Annotated in this window: 19 protein-coding genes; 2 read left to right on the top strand and 17 right to left on the bottom strand. The window is 68.4% G+C overall.

Annotation, left to right across the window (positions count from 1 at the left end; genetic code table 11):
• Window positions 1-85: 85 nt before the first annotated feature.
• Together AC0IY1_RS12255 and AC0IY1_RS12250 are read left to right on the top strand one after the other, a co-directional pair.
• On the top strand, window positions 86-493 hold the full coding sequence (locus AC0IY1_RS12255) for a VOC family protein (RefSeq protein WP_471769844.1): 408 nt from the start codon (window positions 86-88) through the stop codon (window positions 491-493).
• Between the two features lie 327 nt (window positions 494-820).
• Window positions 821-1837 (top strand): alpha/beta fold hydrolase, encoded by a 1017-nt coding sequence (locus AC0IY1_RS12250; protein WP_471769842.1) that lies wholly within the window; start codon window positions 821-823, stop codon window positions 1835-1837.
• Between the two features lie 7 nt (window positions 1838-1844).
• On the opposite strand, the gene AC0IY1_RS12245 is transcribed toward AC0IY1_RS12250, so the two are convergent.
• From AC0IY1_RS12245 to AC0IY1_RS12165, 17 genes are all read right to left on the bottom strand, one after another.
• Complete coding sequence (locus AC0IY1_RS12245; protein ID WP_055958659.1) at window positions 1845-2258, bottom strand: AtzH-like domain-containing protein; 414 nt, start codon at window positions 2256-2258, stop codon at window positions 1845-1847.
• Window positions 2259-2261: 3 nt separating this feature from the next.
• Window positions 2262-3443: an amidase gene (locus AC0IY1_RS12240; protein WP_471769840.1), complete on the bottom strand. Its 1182-nt coding sequence runs from the start codon at window positions 3441-3443 to the stop codon at window positions 2262-2264.
• A complete protein-coding gene (locus AC0IY1_RS12235; protein ID WP_471769838.1) occupies window positions 3440-5080 on the bottom strand; it encodes an ABC transporter ATP-binding protein in 1641 nt (546 codons plus the stop codon). Before AC0IY1_RS12235 ends, AC0IY1_RS12240 begins: the two co-directional genes overlap by 4 nt.
• The gene (locus tag AC0IY1_RS12230) at window positions 5077-5904 is read right to left on the bottom strand and encodes an ABC transporter permease (protein ID WP_471769836.1); all 828 of its coding nucleotides are present in this window, start codon (window positions 5902-5904) and stop codon (window positions 5077-5079) included. The genes AC0IY1_RS12235 and AC0IY1_RS12230 overlap by 4 nt, the downstream gene beginning before the upstream one ends.
• Window positions 5905-5906: 2 nt before the next feature.
• Complete coding sequence (locus tag AC0IY1_RS12225) at window positions 5907-6878, bottom strand: ABC transporter permease (protein WP_103710886.1); 972 nt, start codon at window positions 6876-6878, stop codon at window positions 5907-5909.
• Window positions 6879-6882: 4 nt separating this feature from the next.
• Window positions 6883-8502 carry an ABC transporter substrate-binding protein gene (locus AC0IY1_RS12220; RefSeq protein WP_471769834.1) on the bottom strand — a complete coding sequence of 540 codons (1620 nt, stop codon included), beginning with the start codon at window positions 8500-8502 and terminating at the stop codon, window positions 6883-6885.
• A gap of 258 nt (window positions 8503-8760) precedes the next feature.
• Entirely contained in the window at window positions 8761-9516 is a 756-nt protein-coding gene (locus AC0IY1_RS12215; protein WP_471769833.1) for an aspartate/glutamate racemase family protein, read from the bottom strand.
• On the bottom strand, window positions 9513-10862 hold the full coding sequence (locus AC0IY1_RS12210) for an amidohydrolase family protein (protein WP_471769831.1): 1350 nt from the start codon (window positions 10860-10862) through the stop codon (window positions 9513-9515). The genes AC0IY1_RS12215 and AC0IY1_RS12210 overlap by 4 nt, the downstream gene beginning before the upstream one ends.
• Window positions 10859-11581 (bottom strand): amino acid ABC transporter ATP-binding protein, encoded by a 723-nt coding sequence (locus AC0IY1_RS12205; RefSeq protein ID WP_471769829.1) that lies wholly within the window; start codon window positions 11579-11581, stop codon window positions 10859-10861. Before AC0IY1_RS12205 ends, AC0IY1_RS12210 begins: the two co-directional genes overlap by 4 nt.
• Window positions 11582-11658: 77 nt before the next feature.
• Window positions 11659-12312 carry an amino acid ABC transporter permease gene (locus AC0IY1_RS12200; RefSeq protein WP_244477472.1) on the bottom strand — a complete coding sequence of 218 codons (654 nt, stop codon included), beginning with the start codon at window positions 12310-12312 and terminating at the stop codon, window positions 11659-11661.
• Between the two features lie 9 nt (window positions 12313-12321).
• The gene (locus AC0IY1_RS12195; protein ID WP_471769828.1) at window positions 12322-13191 is read right to left on the bottom strand and encodes a transporter substrate-binding domain-containing protein; all 870 of its coding nucleotides are present in this window, start codon (window positions 13189-13191) and stop codon (window positions 12322-12324) included.
• A 206-nt stretch (window positions 13192-13397) separates the two neighbouring features.
• Window positions 13398-14183 carry a GntR family transcriptional regulator gene (locus tag AC0IY1_RS12190; RefSeq protein ID WP_471769827.1) on the bottom strand — a complete coding sequence of 262 codons (786 nt, stop codon included), beginning with the start codon at window positions 14181-14183 and terminating at the stop codon, window positions 13398-13400.
• A gap of 153 nt (window positions 14184-14336) precedes the next feature.
• A complete protein-coding gene (locus AC0IY1_RS12185) occupies window positions 14337-15308 on the bottom strand; it encodes a Gfo/Idh/MocA family protein (protein ID WP_055958628.1) in 972 nt (323 codons plus the stop codon).
• A gap of 283 nt (window positions 15309-15591) precedes the next feature.
• Window positions 15592-16593, bottom strand: a complete 1002-nt coding sequence (locus tag AC0IY1_RS12180; protein ID WP_471769825.1) for an ABC transporter ATP-binding protein — start codon at window positions 16591-16593, stop codon at window positions 15592-15594.
• Window positions 16590-17594: an ABC transporter ATP-binding protein gene (locus AC0IY1_RS12175; protein ID WP_471769824.1), complete on the bottom strand. Its 1005-nt coding sequence runs from the start codon at window positions 17592-17594 to the stop codon at window positions 16590-16592. Before AC0IY1_RS12175 ends, AC0IY1_RS12180 begins: the two co-directional genes overlap by 4 nt.
• Window positions 17591-18508: an ABC transporter permease gene (locus AC0IY1_RS12170; RefSeq protein WP_055958619.1), complete on the bottom strand. Its 918-nt coding sequence runs from the start codon at window positions 18506-18508 to the stop codon at window positions 17591-17593. Before AC0IY1_RS12170 ends, AC0IY1_RS12175 begins: the two co-directional genes overlap by 4 nt.
• A complete protein-coding gene (locus tag AC0IY1_RS12165; RefSeq protein ID WP_471769822.1) occupies window positions 18505-19482 on the bottom strand; it encodes an ABC transporter permease in 978 nt (325 codons plus the stop codon). Before AC0IY1_RS12165 ends, AC0IY1_RS12170 begins: the two co-directional genes overlap by 4 nt.
• Window positions 19483-19510: the final 28 nt, after the last annotated feature.

The raw sequence follows: 19510 nt of genomic DNA, 5'->3' as shown, positions 1-19510 counted from the left end.
ATCTCTCCTGACAGGATGCTGTCAGCAGGGTTCGGCTACGTCCATCCTCGGCGGGGACAAAACCGCACTTGCTCCGGAGAACGACGTGCATCTTGCCTCGACCCGTATCATCACCGCCGACGTCGGCCGTCTCGTCAGCTTCTACGAGGCTGTGACGGGGCTTACCGCCACGCACTACACGCCCGACTTCATCGAGATCCGCACGCCGGGCGCAACGCTGGCGATTGGGAGCACGCGTACGCTGGGCTTCTTCGGCGGGGATGCTGTCGCCGAGCCTGCAGCCAATCGAAGCGTCATCATCGAGTTCCGGGTCGGCGACGTGGACGCGGAACACGCACGGATCACGTCCAGCATCGCCGTGGCGGTGGTGCAGCCGCCCACAACGATGCCGTGGGGTAACCGCTCGCTGCTCCTGCGTGACCCGGACGGCACGCTCGTCAATCTGTTCGCCCCCATGACGTCGGAGGCCAGGCAGCGCTTCGATCAAGGCTGATACGGCGAGACGCGGGCCGTCGCATGCTGGGACCACTCTCGGCCCTGATGGGCGTCCCCGGCGTGACCGTGCCGGTCGCGAGGACCACGTCCGGCCGGCCATCGGGCGTGCAGGTGAGGACCGCCTCGGCGACGACGCGCGAGCCCTCCTGGGGGCGCGTCTCATCGAGACTCTGAGCGGCGCGTCGACATCGCCATGACGCGTCATCGTGCTAACGTCGCATCGCGGGATGGGGTACGCCCGTCTTCACCGCCTCGCCCGTGGCGTGCCCGCCCGCGCGACGCGCTGGTCTTCAGTCCTGCATGTTCGACGAACGAGGAGCGCCACATGGGCGGCTGGCCTACGGATACCGGCTCTTACCACCTCGGTGATTTGCGGTTGCAATCGGGCGACATCCTCCCCGATGCACGTCTGACCTGGAAGACGCACGGTACGCTTTCCGCTGCGCGGGACAACGTCGTGCTCTACCCGACCAGCTATTCCGCCCAACACCCCGACCTGGAATGGTTGATCGGTCCTGACGGCGTGCTCGATCCCACGCGCTGGTTCGTCGTCATTCCCGACATGTTCGGCAACGGCCTCTCGACCAGCCCGTCGGGGACACCGGCCTGGCCCGGTCTCGTGACCACTTGGGACAACGTTCATGCCCAGCGACGCCTCCTGGCAGACCTCTGGGGGATCGAACGGCTGCATGCCGTCTACGGCTGGTCGATGGGTGCGCAGCAGGCCTATCACTGGGCCGCCCTGTTTCCCGAGGCGGTCGAACGCGCGGTCGTCGTCTGTGGAAGCGCCCGGACGGCCACGCACAACCGGGTCTTCCTGAAGGGGTTGCTGGCGGTTCTGGAAGCCGCGCCGGAATACCGCGGGCCAGGGCGTTTCCTCTCTGAACCGAAGGCTGCGTTGCGGGCGTTCGGGCGCATCTATGCCGGTTGGGCGCTGAGCCAGGACTTCTATCGCGCCAACCTGCACGAGGTCGCCCTCGGCGCCCCGGATCTGGAGACGTTCCTGCGATCCGATTGGGAGGAGCGCTTCGCGCGCCGTCCCGCAGCGGACCTCTACGCGCAGCTCCAGACCTGGGAAGCGAGCGACATCAGTGCCAACGATCGCTACGGCGGGGACCTGGACCGGGCGCTCGGAGCGATCACCGCCCGGGTCCTGCTCATGCCGGGGGAGACCGACCTGTACTTTCGCGTTGCCGACAACGCGGCCGAACGATCCCGGCTGCGCACCGCCGCGCTGACGCCGATCCCCAGCATCTGGGGACACCGGGCCGGCAATCCCGCCGGCATTCCGGCGGACGCCGCGTTCCTCAAGAACGCTGTCCGCGCCTGGCTCGAGACCTAGCGCGCGATCAGGCCCCGGCGCCCTCCGACGCCGGGGGCATGATCGACACGTGGGCGGCGATCACCTTCCACCCCTGCTCCGGGAAACGGAACCACGTCTGGCTCTGGCGGCCGATCCCGGGCTTTCCCCGTGGCTTGAACTCGAGGTTCACCGTGGCGAGATCCGTGCCCACGGTCAGGATCTCGAGGCGAATGCGGGCCTCCTTGATGCCCCCGGGCACCGGGACGGCGGCGACGCGGGCGGCATGGATTGCCGCGAAGCCATAACCGTTCTCGTGGACCGCATAGCGGATCGTGTGGGGGCTATCCCAGAACGTGTCGTCCAGGACACCCACATCCTTGTCGATCAGCGCCTGCTCGTAGCGCTCGAACAGGGCGGACACTTCGGCGACCACGTGCGGCTGGTTCAGGCTGGCATCCATCGCTTATCTCTCCATAGCAACCGCGACCCGGATCAGGTCGAGATCCGTTCCGACACCCCCGATGATCGACAGGCCGATCGGGGCGTCCTGGTCCGTAGCGCCCGGAAGGTTCACCTGCGGCACACCCGTCAGGCCGCCATGGCTGGTGAGGCAGCTGATGCGCTCACGCAGCGGGTTGAGCAGGTGGAGGGGCAGTCCTTTGGGCGGCGCCGCGAACGGTGTCGTCGGCAGACACAGGATCGTGCCCGGCGGGAGGAGGAGGGCCATCCGCGCCCGCGCCTCGATCCGCATGAGGGTCGCGGCATTCCGCTCGGCCTCCGACATCATCGAGCCCTGAATGAGGGCCCGGGCGACACCGAAGGCCAGGCGGGGATTGCAGGTATCGATCCAAGGCGCGAACGTCGCCCAGGCCTCGCTTCCCTGCAGCACCCGCTGCGCCCGTTGCCAGACCGACAAGCCCTGCGGCGCCAAGGTCACGTCCTGCCGATGTCCGATCAGGCTCGCGAGCCGGTCGACCATGGGTGCCAGTGCGGCCTGCACCGAAGCGTCCGCGAAGCCGAAGGCATCGGTGGCGACGAGCAGGCGAGGGGGCAGGGTGGTCGGAAGCGGGTCGCCGAGGAGGATCTCGGCGACGCGGGAGAACGTGCCAGCGTCGCGGGCGAACCATCCGCACGTATCGGAGGTCGGCGCCTGCGGGGCGATGCCGGTGAAGTCGACGCGACCATGGGTCGGGCGAATCCCGTAGAGTCCGCAGAAACTCGCCGGGACGCGCACCGAGCCGCCCGTGTCTGTTCCCAGGGCGAAATCGCACGCCCCGGCAGCCACGGCGGAGGCCGACCCGCTGGATGAGCCTCCGGGGACACGATCGGGCGCGACCGGGTTCAGGGGGGTGCCGTCATGCGCGTTCTCGCCGAGGATGCCGAGCGAGACCTCGTCCGTGACGGTCTTCCCGACGACGGAGGCTCCGGCGTCCAGCAGGGACCGCACGACGGCCGCATGCCGGGTCGGCGTCGGATGGACACGCGGCCAATCCGGATTGCCGCCGCCGGTCGGAATGTCGGCGACGTCGATCAGATCCTTGACCGCGAAAGTGAGACCGACAAGCGGACCGGACGGGGCCCCCGCGACCTTGGCCCGGGGGCCGGGCAGGAAGGCTTCGGTGGCGTTTCCAGGGGGTGGGGTCATGCGTGTGTCCGCTCGTGAATGGGCCGGCTCGCCCGTTCCTGCCAGTCGGCGCCGGGTACGGCGGCGAACAGGGCGGCCGTGTAGGGATGCTTCGGCGACGCGTAGATCTCTGCCGTGGGGCCGACTTCCACCACAGCCCCCTGCCGCATCACGGCGATCCGGTCGCAGACCTGGAGGGCGACGCGCAGATCGTGGGTGACGAACAGCATGCTGAGCTGAAGCCGAGCCTTGATGTCGGCAAGAAGCGCGAGGATCTGGGCCTGCACCGAAACGTCGAGCGCGGAGACCGGTTCGTCGGCGACGAGGATATCCGGCTGGAGAGCGAGCGCGCGGGCGATGCCGATCCGTTGGCGCTGGCCTCCGCTGAACTCGTGGGGAAAGCGTCGCGCGGCCGACGGATCGAGGCCGACCAGACCGAGCAGCACGCGCGCTTCCTCCTGAGCCACCGCGGGCGTGGTGCCGTGGATGATTGGTCCCTCCGCGATGATGTCGATCACGCGCTGGCGCGGATCGAGGGAGGCGTAGGGATCCTGGAACACCATCTGCACGCGCTTGCGATGCGGGCGCATCTGGGCGCGGCTCAGGTCGGCGACGTTGTGGCCCGAGAGCAGGATTTCGCCGCCATCCACCGGCATGAGCCGGGTCACGGCGCGGGCCAGGGTGCTCTTGCCGGAGCCGCTCTCCCCGACCACTCCGAGGGTCTCCCCGCGCCGGAGTTCGACATCGACCTGGGCCAGCGCCCGGATCGCCCGGCCGCCGAACAGCCCGCGCGCCCCGTAGGCCTTCTCGATCTTACGTCCCTCCACGACCAGGGGGGCCGTACTCGCTGGCCGGACCGGAGGCGGCGCCAGCTTCGGCACGGCGGCGATGAGCGAGCGGGTATACGGATGCTGGGGGCGGCCGAGGACGTCCGCGACCCCGCCTTGCTCCACCAGCCGTCCCTTCTGCAGGACCGCCACGCTGTCGGCGATATCGGCGACCACGCCGAAATCATGCGTGATGAACAGGACCGAGGTGCCGTGCTCGCGTTGAAGGTCACGGATCAGGTGAAGGATCTGCGCCTGGGTGGTGACGTCGAGAGCCGTGGTCGGCTCGTCCGCGATCAGCAGGCGCGGTTTGAGCGCTAGCGCCATGGCGATCATCGCGCGCTGTCGCTGCCCTCCCGACAATTGGTGCGGGAACGCGCGGGCGAGGCGTGCCGGGTCCGGCAGGTGGACGCTGTCGAGGAGCGCGAGGATCCTGTCGCGACGCGCGGCGCGGCCGATCGTCGTGTGAATGCGCAGGATCTCGTCGAGTTGGCGCCCGATCGTATGGAGGGGGTTCAGGGCCGTCATCGGCTCCTGGAAAATCATCGCGATCCTGGCGCCCCGGATCGCTCGCATCCCGCGCTCATCGATCGCCGCAAGGTCCTGCCCCTCGAACAGGAGGCGGCCGCCGGCAATGCGGACATGCGGTTTCGGCAGCAATCCCAGGATCGCGCGAGCCACCATCGACTTCCCCGATCCACTCTCGCCGATCAGGCAGGTGACCGCCCCGGCCCGGAGGGCGAGGTCGACATCCGTCACGGCCTGGGCGCGGTCCGCTCCGGGCGGCAGGCCGATCGAGAGCTTCTCGATGTCGAGAACGGTGGTGTTCATCGCTCGCGCAGCCTCGGATTCAGAGCTTCGTTCAATCCATCGCCCACGAGATTGATGGCCAGCACCGTGAGCAGGATGGCGATGCCCGGGAAGGTGCAGATCCACCACGCCGAACGCAGAACCGCGCGGCCGGCGCTGATGATCAGGCCCCAACTCATCACGTTGGGGTCGCCGAGGCCGAGGAAGGCGAGCCCGGCCTCGATCAGGATCGCCGTGCCGATCAGAAGTGAGCCGACCGCGATGATCGGCGCGGTGCAGTTCGGCAGCATGTGCCGGAAGATGATCCGCGCGTCGCTGGCCCCGAGCCCCGTGCAGGCGAGGATGAACTCCCGGCCACCGAGGACCGCGAACTCGCCCCGGACGAGGCGCGCGATGCCCGGCCAGGACACGGCCGCGATGGCAATGATCTCGCTCGTCACGGAGGGCGAGAGGATCGCCACGATCAGGATCGCGAGGACGAAGGCCGGAATGGTCTGGAAGAACTCGGTGACCCGCATGAGGACGATCTCGACGGCGCCGCGGTAGTACCCGGCCAATCCGCCGACGATCACGCCGAAGAGGATGGCGCCGAGCGTTGCGCCGACGCCGATCAGCAGGGAGGTGCGGGCGCCGTAGGCGATCTGCGCGGCGACGTCCCGCCCGAGGGTATCGGTGCCGAGCAGGAAGCGCCCGCCCGGTGGCTGGAGGGCAGGCCCGACGAGGCGGAATGGATCGCCTGGAAAGAGGGCTGGCGTCGCCAGGACCAGAAGCAGAAGCCCGAGCAGGATGGCCGCGCCGAACAGGGCCATGCGGTTGCGGGCGAAGCGCGCGAGACCGGCGCCCATGCTCAGAGCTCCATTCGCGGATCGAGGGCGGTGTAGATGAGATCGACCGCGAGGTTCACCAGAACGACGAGGCAGGCCGACACGAAGAAGATCCCCAGCAGCAGGTTCAGGTCACGAGATTGCAGGGCGTTGAACGCCAGCGTGCCGATCCCCGGCCAGCCGAAGACCGTCTCGACGACGATGGACCCGCCGATCAGGTTACCGGCCTGAACGCCCGCCATGGTCACGACGGGGAGAAGCGCGTTGCGCAGAACGTGCCCCGTCATGATCCGGGTTTCGGTCTGACCCTTGGCGCGCGCCGTGGTGACGTAGTCCATGCCGACCTGCTCCAGCACGGAGGCCCGCATCACCCGGGCGTAGACGGCGAGATAGAACAGCGACAGGGCGATGGCCGGCATCACGAGATGGCGGGCAACGTCCCAAACCTGATCCCAGCCCTCGGTGTCGGCGCCGACCGTGTCGAAGCCGCTGGTCGGGAGCCAGCCGAGATGGATCGCGAAGACCACGATCATCATCAGGCCGAGCCAGAAGCCCGGCGTCGCGTAGGCGACGAGGCTCACGAGCGAGATGACGCTATCGCGCCACGAGTTCCGCCGTGTGGCGGCGATCAACCCCAGCAGGGTCCCGGCCACGAGGGCGGCCCCGAAGGCCGTCAGCATCAGCAGGCCCGTCGGCCAGAGCCGGTCGAGGATGAGGTCGGTGACCGGACTGTCGTTGCGGAACGAGTATCCGAGGTTCAGGTGCAGCATGTTCGTCAGGTAGACGAGGAACTGCGTGCCGAGCGGCTGGTCCAGCCCGAACTTCTGCCGCAACTGCTCCAGGTATTCAGGGCTCGCCGCACCGCTCTCGCCCGCCAGGACCGAGGCCGCGTCGCCGGGCGCGAGGTGAATGAGGAAGAAGTTGAGTACGACGATGCCGAGCACCACCGGAATCGCCAGCAGGATCCGGTGGCCGAGATAGCGCGCGAGCCGCACGACGCTACTTGTCCATCCAGGCCCGCTCGAACGCCTGCTGCGTCCCCAGCGGACCTGTGGTGTGGTCGTGCAGCTTCGTGTTGAACACGCTGACGTATTGTACGTCGATCAGCCAGACCATCGGGCAGTCCTCGGCAAGGATCTGCTGGACTTTCTTGTAGATGTCGCCGCGCTTGATCGGATCTGGCTCGCGCATGCCCGCGTCGAGTATCCGGTCGACCTCCGGGTTGCTGTAGAACATGTCGTTGACGAAGGTGACGCCCTTGCGGATCTGCGACGTCAGGAACTGCTTGTTCAGGCCATAGACCGGATCGACGCCCTGGCTCAGGAACGGCTCGTTCAGGTCGTAGTCGTAGTTCGTGTAGACCCGCCGGAGCCACGTCGCCGTGTCCTCGGACCGCAGCGTCACGTCGATGCCGACCGGTGCCAGGGCCTGCTTCAGGTATTCGGCCTGCCGCAGCCATTGTTCGCCGAATGAATTGACCTCCAGATGCAGGCCGAAGCGCATGGAGTCGGCGCCGCGCGGCGCGCCGGCCTCGTCGAGCAGACGGTTGGCGATCTCGAGGCGATCCGGAACGTCGAACCGTCGCAGGTCGTCCGTGTAGAGCCCGGCCGTCTTGAATTTGCGGCTGAGCGGACCGGTCGCGGGCTGGCCGTAGCCGTACATGACGTCCCGCAGGATGACGTTGCGATCGATCGCATAGGCGATCGCCTGACGCACGCCCTTCTTCTGGAGTTGCGGGTGCCGGCCGTTGAGTTCGAGCACGCTCTGGGCCGGCGTCATCTCGTAGCCCTTGGTCGTCAGCCCCAGGATGGGATTGGATGTCATGCGTGCCAGGTCGGCGTAGTTCACCGCGCTGTAGGCGGCGAAATGGGCCTCGCCGGCCTCCATCGCCGCCGACCGGGTTCCCGCATCCGGGATGAAACGGGCGATGATGCGGTTGAGGTAGGGCAGGCCGGGTTTCCAGTAATGCTCGTTCCGATCGAGCCGCACGGACTGCCCACGCTCCCAACTCACAAACTTGAACGGCCCGGTGCCGATCGGTTTGTTGGCGCTGGGGTTCTGGAGGACATCGGTCCCCTCGAAGACGGACTTGCACAGGATCGGAAGGTCACGCCCGGACAGGGCCTTCATCAGGTACGGCGCCGGGTTGGCGAGGTGCAGAACCGCCGTCAGGGGATCAGGCGTGTCGACCGACGTCAGTTCCGTCAGCATCACCGGAGCGATCGGGTTGTACTTCTTCAGGACTTCCATGAACGAGTACTGCACGTCGGCGCTGGTGAACGGCTTGCCGTTGTGGAAGGTCACGCCCTCCTGCAGCTTGAAGGTGATGGTTTTGCCGTCGGGCGCGATCTCCCACGATCGGGCCAGGTTCGGTTGGGGGTTCAGGTCCCAGTCATAGGTGCACAGCCCCTCGTAGACCTGCGTCGCGATGGGCGGGATGTTGCCGGCGGTGACGGCGTAGTGCGCCAGCGTCGAAGGTTCGGGATGCACGATCATCACCATCGTGCCGCCCCGCCGGGGTTCGGCCGCGGCCACGTGTCCCGAGGCCGCCGCAAGGCCGACCGGGAGAGCGAGCACCGCGCGGCGGGAGAGCTTCGTCAGGTGTGGTGACTGAGACAAACCAGAGTACTCCAGGCGATAGGCGAAGGCTCAGCAAAACGGATGCCAGAACGTCCGAGGATGTCTCCCCGAAACACGGCGGTCGTGTTCGCGATCAGTATTTGAGAAACAGCAGCAAAATCCGCCGCCCGATGAAGACAATACGATGAGCGATGTCGTCTGCCGGCGCCCAACAAGGAGATTGTTGCTCCCGCGACGGATCCGACGGCCGCCCGCATCCCGCCAGCGTCGCGGGCGGCGGGTCGAACGGCCCCTGCCTCATCCCGGCTCCTCACGGTGTTCGATCCACCGCGCGAGAGCAGGCGCCAGACCTGCGGTCGCCTTCGCCCCGGGCCGCGCGAAGCGACCGGCGCGCGCCGGCGCGGGTGCCAGGCGGACCAGGGCCTGCGCCTGGCCCAGGGCCGCGGCGAGCGGATCCACGAGGGGAACGGACATCTCTGCGCGAAGGCGCTTCGCGAGACCCGTCAGGGGAGCGCCGGCGAGCACCACCACGTCGGCGCCGTCCTCCCGGATCGTTCGCCGGATCAGCGCCGCGATCTCGGCTTCCAGCTCATGCTGGACCTCGGTGACCGAGCGGAACCCCACCCGGACGGCCCGCAGAGCCGAACAGCGCGCGCCGAGGCCGGCGAGCGCGACGGCATCCTCGTACCAGGGCAGCAGGGTGGGTGAGAAGGTGACGATGGCGAACCGCTGGCCAAGCATGCAGGCGGTGTGCATTGCGGCTTCCGCCATGCCGATCACGGGCAGGTCGAAGAGTTCCCGCGCCGCGATCAGGCCGGGATCGCCGAAGGCCGCGATGATGGCCGCGTCGTACCCCCGGCGATGCTCGGCCAGCATTTCGAGGACAGTGCTGCCGGCCAGTTGCGCCTCGGCCCGGCTCGCGATGTAGGGCAGGCCCCGGATCGCCGTGATGGCGGTCAGGTCGGTGTCGGGCGCCAGGGCTCCGGCGGCCTCCGTCGACATCCGCTCCGTCATCGCCGTGGAAGTGTTCGGATTGAGAAGCAGGATCTTCATGCCCGGGCGCGCTCCCACAAGGCCGTGATGGCGCGCTCGGCGTCGCGCCGGATCGTGTCGGCATCGGCGCGGGTGGGGCGGCCGTCCTCCACCACGACGGCGCCGTCGACCAGAACCATCGCGACGTCCCGTCCCTGCGCGGTGTGGACGAGGTTTCCGAGGGGATTGCGGTTCGGCGTCAGGTGCGGGCGGCGGAAATCGAAGACGACGAGGTCCGCCCTTTTGCCGGGCTCCAGGCTCCCGATCTCGTCCGCAAGACCCATGGCGTGGGCGCCCGCCATCGTCGCCATGTCGAGCACGGCCTCGGGTTGCCACTCCGCGGTGACCGCGCCGGCCTGGATGCGGCCTATGGCGAGCGCCCAGCGCATCACCTCCACCATATCCGCGTGCATGTTGTCGGTGCCGAGGGTCAGCCGTGCCCCCGCCGCGCGGAGGCGTGCGGTGGGGGCGATCGTTCCCCCCGTGGCATTGCCCTTCGCGATATGCGCGATGCCGATACCCGCACGCCCGATGCGGGCGATGTCGGCCTCGCTGACGTGGATGCAGTGGGCGGCGAGCAACCGATCGTCGAGAAGCCCGACCGCGTCGAGAAGTTCGGGCGGGCTCATCCCGTCCCGCTCGCGGATGCGGGCGACTTCGACCTTGCTCTGGGACAGGTGCGTCGTGACCCGCAGGCCGGTAGAGCGGGCCGCCTCCGCGATCCGCCGAAGGAACGGCGTCGAGCAGGTATCGGGCGCGTGCGCCGCGAGCTGGACGCCGATCCGAAGGTCACTGCGGCCCTCGTAGCGCGCGGCGAGGTCGAGCGCCGCCCCGAGGGTTTGGTCGCCGATCGCGTCCCGATGCACCCAGCGCCCCGTCGAGACGCCGCTGAAATCGACGTCGTGGATGCGGCCGCAGGACCAGACCCGGAGACCGAGCTCCGCCATCGCGGGGGTGATCACATCGGCATGCACGAAGGTATCGTTGATCAGCGTCGAGCCGAACAGCAGCGCCTCGAGGGCCCCGAGCCGAGCGATGGCGCAGGCCTCGTCCGGGGTCACCATGTGCCCCTGCGGGATGCCCGGCGTGTAGGCCGGGGCGAAGCCCAGATCCTCGGCGACGCCGCGCACCATGGCGAGGGTCGTATGCGTGTGGATGTTGACGAAGCCGGGCGTGATGACGCGTCCCGGCAGATGCAGGACACGGCGCGCAACGGGCAGGGGCTCGCCGGTCGGCGCACGACCGATCCGCGTGATGCGGTTGGCCGTGATCCCGACGACGGCATCGGCGATCACCGGGTCGCGGGGGTTCGCCGTCAGCGCCGTGGCGCCCGTCAGCAGGAGGTCGAGCGGACGCATCGGGGTCATCGATTCCGCACGTGGGCGAGGAAGCGGCGCGTCGTCTCGTGCTGCGGCGCGGTGAAGAGGGCGTCGGGCGCGCCCTGCTCGACGATCGCCCCGTCCGCCATGAAGACCACGCGGTGGGCGACCTGCCGCGCGAAGCTCATCTCGTGCGTGACGACGATCATCGTCATGCCGTCGCGGGCAAGAGCGCGCATGACGTCGAGGACTTCGTGGACGAGTTCGGGATCGAGCGCGGAGGTCGGCTCGTCGAAGAGGATCAACTCCGGCTCCATGGCGAGCGCACGCGCGATGGCCACACGCTGTTGCTGGCCGCCGGAGAGTTGCCCGGGCCGCTTGTCCCGGTGGTCTGCGAGCCGAACCCGCTCCAGGTGCGCCGCCGCGCGCGCCTCGGCCGTGGCCTTCGGTAGTCCCAGGGTCAGGCGCGGTCCCAGAGCGACGTTCTGCAAGGCGCTGAGGTGGGGGAAAAGGTTGAAGCGTTGAAACACGAAGCCGAAGCGTCGGCGCTGGCCGGCGATGTCTGCCTCACCGAAAGGCTTCCACCGTGTCCCATCCGGAGCCAGCTTGCCGCCGATGACGTCGCCCGCCAGGGTGATCGTGCCCGATGTGGGGGTCTCGAGCTGGTTCAGGCAGCGCAGCACCGTGGTCTTGCCCGAGCCCGATGGCCCGATCAGCACCACGGCCTCGCCCGCGCCGATCTCGAAGGAGACATCCTTGAGGACCATGCGGTCCCCGAACCGCTTGCACAGGTTCCGGATGGACAGCAGCGGCGCCGGCGCGGGGAGGGATGATCGTTCGGGCCCTACCATGCGGGAAGCTTCCGTTCGATCAATCTGGAGATGTAAGCCAGCACTGAAATGATGAGGTAGTAGTACAGCGCCAGCAGCGCGAAGATCTCCAGCGGGGCAAAGTGTGACGCGATGATCGCCTGGCCGGAGCGGGTCAGCTCGTAGACGGAGATCACCGACAGAAGTGAGGTGTTCTTCACGAGGGTGATCAGGTCGTTGGTCAGCGCCGGCGTCATCGGGCGGATGGCCTGCGGCAGCAGGACGTGGAGCAGGATCTTGCCGCGGGTGAGCCCGATGGACTGCGCCGCCTCTGTCTGGCCCCGTTCGATCGAACCGACCGCGCCGCGCACGATCTCGGCGATATAGCCGGCACTGTTCAGCGAGAGCGCGATGACCCCCGACAGGTATTCGCCGGGCCGCCATCCGAGCATCGGAAGGCCGAAGAAGACGATGAAGATCTGGATGAGGAGCGGCGTTCCACGGATGAAGTCCACGTAGGCCCGAACGGCGAGGCGCGCCGGCGTAAAGCCGCCGAGGGCGATCAGGCCGAGCGCGACGCCCCCTGCCAACCCGAGGAGACCTGCGAGGGCGGCGATCCTCAGGCTCGTGAGGGCGCCCTGCGCCAGGAGTGGTATGGCCATCGCGACGACGGCCCAATCGATGCTCACGGCATCGCCTCAGGAGAAGGTCGGGATGTGGTCGGCGAGATCCATGCGGATGCCGAACCATTTCTCCTGCAGGGCATAGATATCGCCGCTCGCCTTCAGGGCGGTGATCCGTGCGTCGAGGAACGCGATCAGCGCCGCATCCTCTTTCCGCACCCCGATACCGGCCCAGTTGCGGGGCCCGATATCGCGGACAACGGCATACCGTCCGGGCGCATCCTTGGTGACCTGCGTCAGGGTCGCAAGCGTGTTGATCACCCCATCGACGGAACCCTGAGCCAGTGCGAGATAGGCCGCGGGGTGATCGTCGTAGGTCTTGACCTCCGAGAATCCGGTGCCGGCGGCGGCCTTCAGCTTCGCGTCGAGCCCGACCTTCATGGTGTCGCCGGCCGAGCCCAGCTTCACGCCGAGGATCTTGCCGGCCATCCCATCCAGGGAGCGGATTGCCTGGGCGTCGGATGCGCGGACGAGGAGTTCCTGGGTCGCCTCCGCGTAGGGGATCGTATAGCCGACGCGCTGAACGCGCTCCTTGGTGTAGGTGAGCGAGGTCATGATCAGGTCGAAGTTGCCGGCGTAGAGGGCCGGGATCACGCCGGCCCAAGCCGTGTCCACCATCTCAACCCTGACGCCGAGGGGTGCGAAGAGGAGCGCGGCGAGATCGACATCGTAGCCGACCACATTGCCGCCCTCGCGAAAGGTGAAGGGCCGGTACGCGGCCTCGCAGCCGACGCGCACGAGCCCGGCCCGGCGGATCGCTTCGAGCGTCGTCTCTGCTGCCGCCCAGGCCGATCGGCGCAAGGACACCGAGGCCAGGCCCGCGAGCCCCCCGACGCGCAGGAGCCCGCGGCGGTTCGGGTGCCTGAGGTGGATCTTCGCGACCATGGCAGTCTCGCAATCGGTTCGCCGGACAGGTGATCACCCCATCCAAATTGCATGCCATCGGTAAAAACCGAATAGAATCAACGGCGACGACGCGTGACTGGCAGGCACGCTTGCCAGGTGGAAGGCCGCAGACCGAACGGTGCGATGCCGAGGGACATCCGGGAACTGCGTCTTCGCGACCGGGCGCGTGAGCGCGGGTCGGGCGGTCAGTCCGAACTGGGTCGGCGGGTCTCGGAGCCGGTAAGGCACGTCTCGGCGGAATGCTGTTCGCTCGCCCCGTCCGCGGAAACCGCTGGCTGGCCCAGCGCGGTACGGACGGTTTCACCCGTCCTCCGAAGATGCTGCCGCCACACGGCACCGGCCGCGGGCGCATCGCAGGACCGGAATGCCGCCATCAGCGCCGCGTGCTCAGCAACGGACTCGCGCCAGCGCAGAGGGTCGACGATCGCCATGTAGCGTCCCCGTCGGGCCCGCAACAGGATCGACGCATGGGTCGCGATCAGGAGCGGGTTCCCGGACAGGCGAACCACGGCGTCGTGGATGGCATTGTTGAGCGCAAAGTAAGCATCTTTCTCCTGGTCAGCGTAATGCTTAAGCATTTGTGCATGTTGAAGCTCCAGAGCGATGATGTCGTCAGGGCATGCGCGAGCAACGGCCAACTCCGCGGCAAAACCTTCCAGGCCTGCGATCAGCTCGAACAGGTGCCCGGCCTCCGTGATCGTCATGGACATGACCCGCGCACCGCGATTTTGGCTGAGTTCGATCAGACCATCGGCCTCCAAAAGCTTCAAAGCCTCGCGCAGGGGCGTGCGCGAGACGCTCAAGCGTTCGCACAGCGTGCGCTCGACGATCCGGCTCCCCGCAGCCAGATCGCCACGAACGATCAGATCCCGCAGGGTGTCGGCGATCTGCCGGGCGAAAGGAACGCGGCGGGACAGCGGGATTGCGTCGGCAGGCGGGGCGGGCCGGGCTGGCTCGGCAGGGCGATCCATCTCAACGCATTCCCGGTCATGCCTCAATCGGCGTTCGCGCAGGGAATACCCAGGGACGTCCTCATGGCAATCCGCATCGACCGGTGCGGTCGATGCCCCGTGTGGCAACCGCCACCGCCATTGCCTGCAGTTCAGGCTGACGTCAGGTCGCGCCTATCGGGCGACGAGCCCTTCGACGACTTCCTGGACCTCCAGCGCCTCGACGAAGGTGGCGAGCGCGTGCGGCTCGCCACGGGTCATCCGGACGACACCGTCGAGCTGACGCCGGAGGGCGACCAGCCGTGCCTGGTCGTTGGGCAACGCATCCGGTGCCGTCTCGAAGTGTCCGTTCGGCCGTAGGCGCTCGGCGATCGACCAATCCCGCAGGCGAACCGCCCCGCTCTCGCCCAGGAGGGTCCAGGTGTTGTGGTCGTCCTGCCGGGTTCCACCGACTTGGCCGGTGACGAAGACCGGTACGTCGCCCGCTCGGAGCGTCGCCTGGATCGCCCGTTCGGAGCGGTGGGGCTCGGGAAAGTTGGCATTGCCCCGCAGCTCGCGCAGCGGGCCCACGAGACGTCGGGTCAGGAACAGGAAATGCGAGACGACTTCGCGCGTGAAGCCGCCCTCCCTGCGCGCGTCGAGCCAAGCCGCGGCGTCGGTCTGCCAGGGCCGCGGCCAATGCGCGAAGGCCACATCGATCACCAGACGACGCGGGGCGCCGATTGCGCCCTCGGCGATCCAGCGTGCGATGGTGGCCACCGCAGGAGAGGACGCGAACGGGAAGTTCACTGCGCCCACAGCGTCGCCCTCCGCCACGAACCGGCGTGCCTCTTCCAGGTCGACAGCGAGGGGCTTCTCCAGGAAGACGCTGCGCCCCGCGGCCGAGGCCCTCCGGGCGTAGCCGATATGCGAGCCGGGCGGCGAAGCCACGTAGACACACGTACTTGCCGCGATCAGCGCGTCGGCATCCGCCATCCTTGTCACCGCCGGAAACGTGCCGGCGATCCGGTCCAGCGAGGCGGGGGATGGATCCCAGATCCCGGCAACGCGGATAGGAATGTCCGTCTGAGCGGACACGACGCCGAGCATGCGTTCCCCCATGATGCCGGCGCCGATGATGCCGAGGGACAGAGCGTCTCGTGTCATGTGCAAACGGCCTTCTCGCGGGAATGTCCAGGCTGTATCTGCGTGAACGGTCTTGGTTCAGGGATGAGCGTCCAGCCGGCGGCTCCAGCCGGGCGTGACGATGGTTGCCGGCGTTCATTTCAGAGGCCTGGAGCAACTCAGCTGCTTGGAGCAAGTCAGCGGCTTGGAGAAAGACGCACGGCGGTCGGACTGCCCTGACGATTTGCCCGGGATTTCTGATCATCCGGCCTTTGGGTTCGGTCCATCGATCATCCTCGTGACGGGCAGAGCTCGGGGGCTGACCTCATCCGAACTCCGATCGGTCCAGGTGGCAGGCGACGTGGCGTTCACCCGCAAGGCTGCGCAGCACCGGTCGCTCGACCCGGCAGCGCGCGATGGCATGGGCACAGCGCGGATGGAAGGCGCAGCCGGGCGGCGGAGCCAGGGGCGAGGGAGGCTCGCCGACGAGCCCCTGGAAGCGGCGCTTGCCCGGCACGAGCCGCGGCGTCTGCGCGAGGAGGCTGATCGTGTAGGGATGGGCCGGGGCGGCGAACAGTGCCTCCGCCGGCCCCTCCTCGACGATGCGGCCGAGATACATGACCAGGACCCGCGTCGCCACGTGCTCGATCACCCCGAGATCGTGGCTGACGAACAGGTAGGTCAGCCCGAGATCGCGGCGCAGGTCGAGAAAGAGGTTGAGCACCTGGGCTTGGATCGAGACGTCGAGGGCCGCAACGGACTCGTCGAGGACGAGCATCTTCGGCCGCACCGCCAGCGCCCGGGCGATGCCGATCCGGGCTCGCTGCCCCCCGGAGAACTGATGGGGGAAGCGGGCCATCGCATCCGCCCCGAGGCTCACGCGTGCGAGGAGGTCGGCGACGTAGTCCCGCTTGGCCCCGGCGCTCACGAGGCCATGGGCGACGGGCGCCTCGCCGACGATGTCGAGAACGCGCATGCGTGGATTGAGTGAGGCCGTGGCGTCTTGAAACACCATCTGAACGCTGAGCTGAGCGGCCCGGCGCTCGGTGGGGGTCATCTCAGTGAGATCCACGCCCGCGCGTCGAACGCGCCCGTCGCTCGGCACGTGGAGGCCGGCCACGAGGCGGGCGAGTGTGGACTTGCCGCAACCGGACTCACCGACGAGCCCGACGACTTCGCCGGCCTCCACGCGCATGTCGATGTCCGAAACCGCCTGGACGCTGGTGGGTCGGCGGCGCTCGCCGAGCAGGCGGGCGATGCGGGCGGCGAGGGAGGGTGTTGTGCCGAAACGCTTCGACACGGATTCCAGGGTCACGAGGGGCTTCACGCGACGACGGTCTCGCTGAGAGGATACCGGCAGAGGGCCTCCCGGCCCGACCGGCGGACCAGGGGCGGAGGCTCGGAACAGTCGGGCCGGACGTTGAAGCAGCGGGGCGCGAAGGCGCAGCCCGGTGGACGTCGGCCCAGCGGCGGGGCGAGGCCAGGGATCTGCGCCAAGCGGGCGCCGCGCTTGTTGCGGCTCGGGGCCGAGCCGATCAGTCCGGCGCTGTAGGGGTGGAGCGGCGCCTCCACAACCTCGGCCACCGGACCGGCCTCGACGACCCGACCCGCATACATCACGAGGAGCCGGTCGGCGAGACCGGAGACCACCGCGAGGTCGTGGGTGATCCAGATCAACGCGGTGCCCATCTCGGCACACAGATCCTGCGCCTCCGCCAGTATCTGGGCCTGGATCGTCACGTCGAGCGCGGTGGTGGGTTCGTCAGCGATGAGGAGGGCGGGGCGATGCAGCAGCGCGATGGCGATGGCGATCCGCTGGCGCATGCCGCCCGAGAGCTGGTGCGGGTAGGCCCCGAGGCGCTCGTCGGGCGCGGGGATGCCAACGCGCACCAGCGCCTCGCGGGCGCGGGCGCGGGCCGCCTTCGCGGAAACCCGCTCGTGGGCGGTGATCGCCTCGACGATCTGGGTTTCCACCCGGAGTACCGGGTTCAGGGTGGTCATCGGGTCCTGGAAGATCATCGCCATGCGGGCGCCGCGCAGGCGCCGAAGCTCGGCCTCGGACAGGCCCATGAGATCGCGGCCCTCGAAGACGATCCTTCCTCCGGCGACACGGCCCGGAGCGTCGATCAGGCCCATGAGGGCAAGCCCGGTGACGGATTTGCCGGAGCCGGATTCACCGACGAGCCCCACCACCTCCCCGCGGTATACGGACAGGTCCAGCCCCTGGACCGCGAGGTGTTCCCGGCCGCCGGCCCGAAAGGCGACCTGAAGGTTCTCGACGGCGAGGACGGGCGCATTGGCCGGAGGTGTCCGGTCCGGCGCGCTCACGCGGAGAGCCTGGGGTTGAGCACGTCGCGCAAACGGTCTCCCACGAGGTTGATGGCCACGATGACGGCGACGAGGGCAAGGCCCGGAAAGGTCGAGATCCAGTACTTGCCCGAGAGCAGGTAGTCGTAGCCGTTCTTGATCAGAAGCCCGAGGGAGGGTTCGGTCACCGGCACGCCGACGCCGAGGAAGGAGAGCGTGGCTTCGAGGGCGATGGCGTGGGCCACCTGCATGGTCGCGACCACGATCACCGGAGCCAGACAGTTCGGCAGGAGGTGCCGGAAGATCAGGCTGGTGCGCGGGAGCGCGAGCGCCCGGGCCGCCTCCATGTACTCCCGGCGCCGTTCCACCAAGGCCTGGGCCCGGATCGCCCGAGCGTAGTAGGCCCACTGCACGGCCACCAGGGCGATCACCACCTTGTCGATGCCCCGCCCGAAAGCGGCGAGCAACACCAGGGCGATCAGGATCGCGGGGAACGAGAGCTGCAGGTCGACGAGGCGCATCAGCACGGCATCCAGCCGCCCGCCCGCATTGGCTGCGAGCACGCCGATGCAGGAGCCGACGGACGCGGCGATGAGTGTCGCCGAGAGGCTGACGACGAGCGAGACGCGCAGCCCGTAGACGATGGCCGACAGCATGTCGCGCCCCTGGGCATCGGTTCCGAGCCAGTAGGTGAGCCCGGCGAAGCTCCGGCTTCCAGGCGGCTGCGTGCCATCCATGACATCGAGGCTCGCGAGGTCGTAGGGATCCTGCGGCGTGATCCAGGGCGCCAGCGCTGCCACCAGGGCCACGGCCACCAGGATGACGAGGCCGAGGCCGGCCGCGGGGGAGCGGAAGAACGCGCGAGCGTGGGCGCGCCAGACCGGATCCGCCCGGTACGGGACCGGCTCTTCCGGGAGAGTGGCCGCGGGCGTCATGCGTCCGTTTCCGCGAGGCGCACCCGGGGGTCGAGGGCGGCATAGATCAGATCGATGACGAAGTTGATCAGCACGAACAGACACACCGTCAGCATGAGGTAGGCGACGATCACCGGCCGGTCGAGGCGGTTGATCGAATCAATCAGCAGCTTGCCGATGCCGGGCCAGGCGAACACCGTCTCGGTGACCACCGCGAACGCGATCATCGAGCCGAATTCCAGGCCGATCACCGTGACCACGGGCAGCAGGATGTTCTTGAGGACATGAACGCCGACGATGCGGGCCGGCCGCAATCCCTTGGCGCGGGCAAACCGGACGTAGTCCTGCAGCATGGCCTCACGGGTTCCGGCCCGGGCGAGGCGGATCACCACCGCGAGCTTGAACAGGGCGAGGTTCACGGCCGGCAGGATGAGGTGGCGAAGGCCGTCGAGGGTGAGGAAGCCGAGATCGAGCCCGAGGACGCGCACGGTCTCGCCACGCCCCCCGGCCGGCAGCCAGCCCAGCGTCACCGAAAAGATCAGGACCAGCATCAGTCCCTGCCAGAAGTTCGGCAGGGAGAAGGCCAGGATGGACCCGCCCATGATCGCCTTGTCGGTGGCTTTTTCCGCGCGCAGGCCCGCCCAGAGTCCGAGGGGCAGGCCGAGGGCGATCGCGATGAAGAGCGCTGTGAAGGCGAGTTCCAGGGTCGCGGGGAGCCGCTGCAGGATCACCGTGAAGGCCGGCTCGTTGTAGACGAACGAGCGGCCGAGGTCGCCGTGCAGCGCGCGCCAGACGAAGGTGGCGAACTGCATCCAGAGGGGCTGGTCGAGGCCGAGGCGTCGGCTGATCTGCGCGCGTTCGTCCGGCGTCGCGTCCGGTGCGGCGAGCACGTCGACCGGGTCGGCAATGGCGTAGACACCGAGAAACACCAAGGTCGCCATGGCAGCGACCGTGAGCACCGCCTGGCCGAAACGCTGGATGAGGTAGGTCAGCACGGGCAGGGCTGCTCCCGAGGATCGACCG

Source organism: Methylobacterium sp. AC690, from assembly GCF_979256535.1.
This window is presented reverse-complemented; position numbering and strand designations above follow the sequence as displayed.

Coding starts and splice junctions, on each gene's coding strand:
- AC0IY1_RS12250 (WP_471769842.1), top strand. CDS start 821: ATGGGCGGCTGGCCTACGGATACCGGCTCTTACCACCTCGGTGATTTG.
- AC0IY1_RS12170 (WP_055958619.1), bottom strand. CDS start 18,508: ATGACGCCCGCGGCCACTCTCCCGGAAGAGCCGGTCCCGTACCGGGCG.
- AC0IY1_RS12215 (WP_471769833.1), bottom strand. CDS start 9,516: ATGAAGATCCTGCTTCTCAATCCGAACACTTCCACGGCGATGACGGAG.
- AC0IY1_RS12205 (WP_471769829.1), bottom strand. CDS start 11,581: ATGGTCCTCAAGGATGTCTCCTTCGAGATCGGCGCGGGCGAGGCCGTG.
- AC0IY1_RS12185 (WP_055958628.1), bottom strand. CDS start 15,308: ATGACACGAGACGCTCTGTCCCTCGGCATCATCGGCGCCGGCATCATG.
- AC0IY1_RS12190 (WP_471769827.1), bottom strand. CDS start 14,183: ATGGATCGCCCTGCCGAGCCAGCCCGGCCCGCCCCGCCTGCCGACGCA.
- AC0IY1_RS12235 (WP_471769838.1), bottom strand. CDS start 5,080: ATGAACACCACCGTTCTCGACATCGAGAAGCTCTCGATCGGCCTGCCG.
- AC0IY1_RS12195 (WP_471769828.1), bottom strand. CDS start 13,191: ATGGTCGCGAAGATCCACCTCAGGCACCCGAACCGCCGCGGGCTCCTG.
- AC0IY1_RS12245 (WP_055958659.1), bottom strand. CDS start 2,258: ATGGATGCCAGCCTGAACCAGCCGCACGTGGTCGCCGAAGTGTCCGCC.
- AC0IY1_RS12210 (WP_471769831.1), bottom strand. CDS start 10,862: ATGACCCCGATGCGTCCGCTCGACCTCCTGCTGACGGGCGCCACGGCG.
- AC0IY1_RS12230 (WP_471769836.1), bottom strand. CDS start 5,904: ATGGGCGCCGGTCTCGCGCGCTTCGCCCGCAACCGCATGGCCCTGTTC.
- AC0IY1_RS12240 (WP_471769840.1), bottom strand. CDS start 3,443: ATGACCCCACCCCCTGGAAACGCCACCGAAGCCTTCCTGCCCGGCCCC.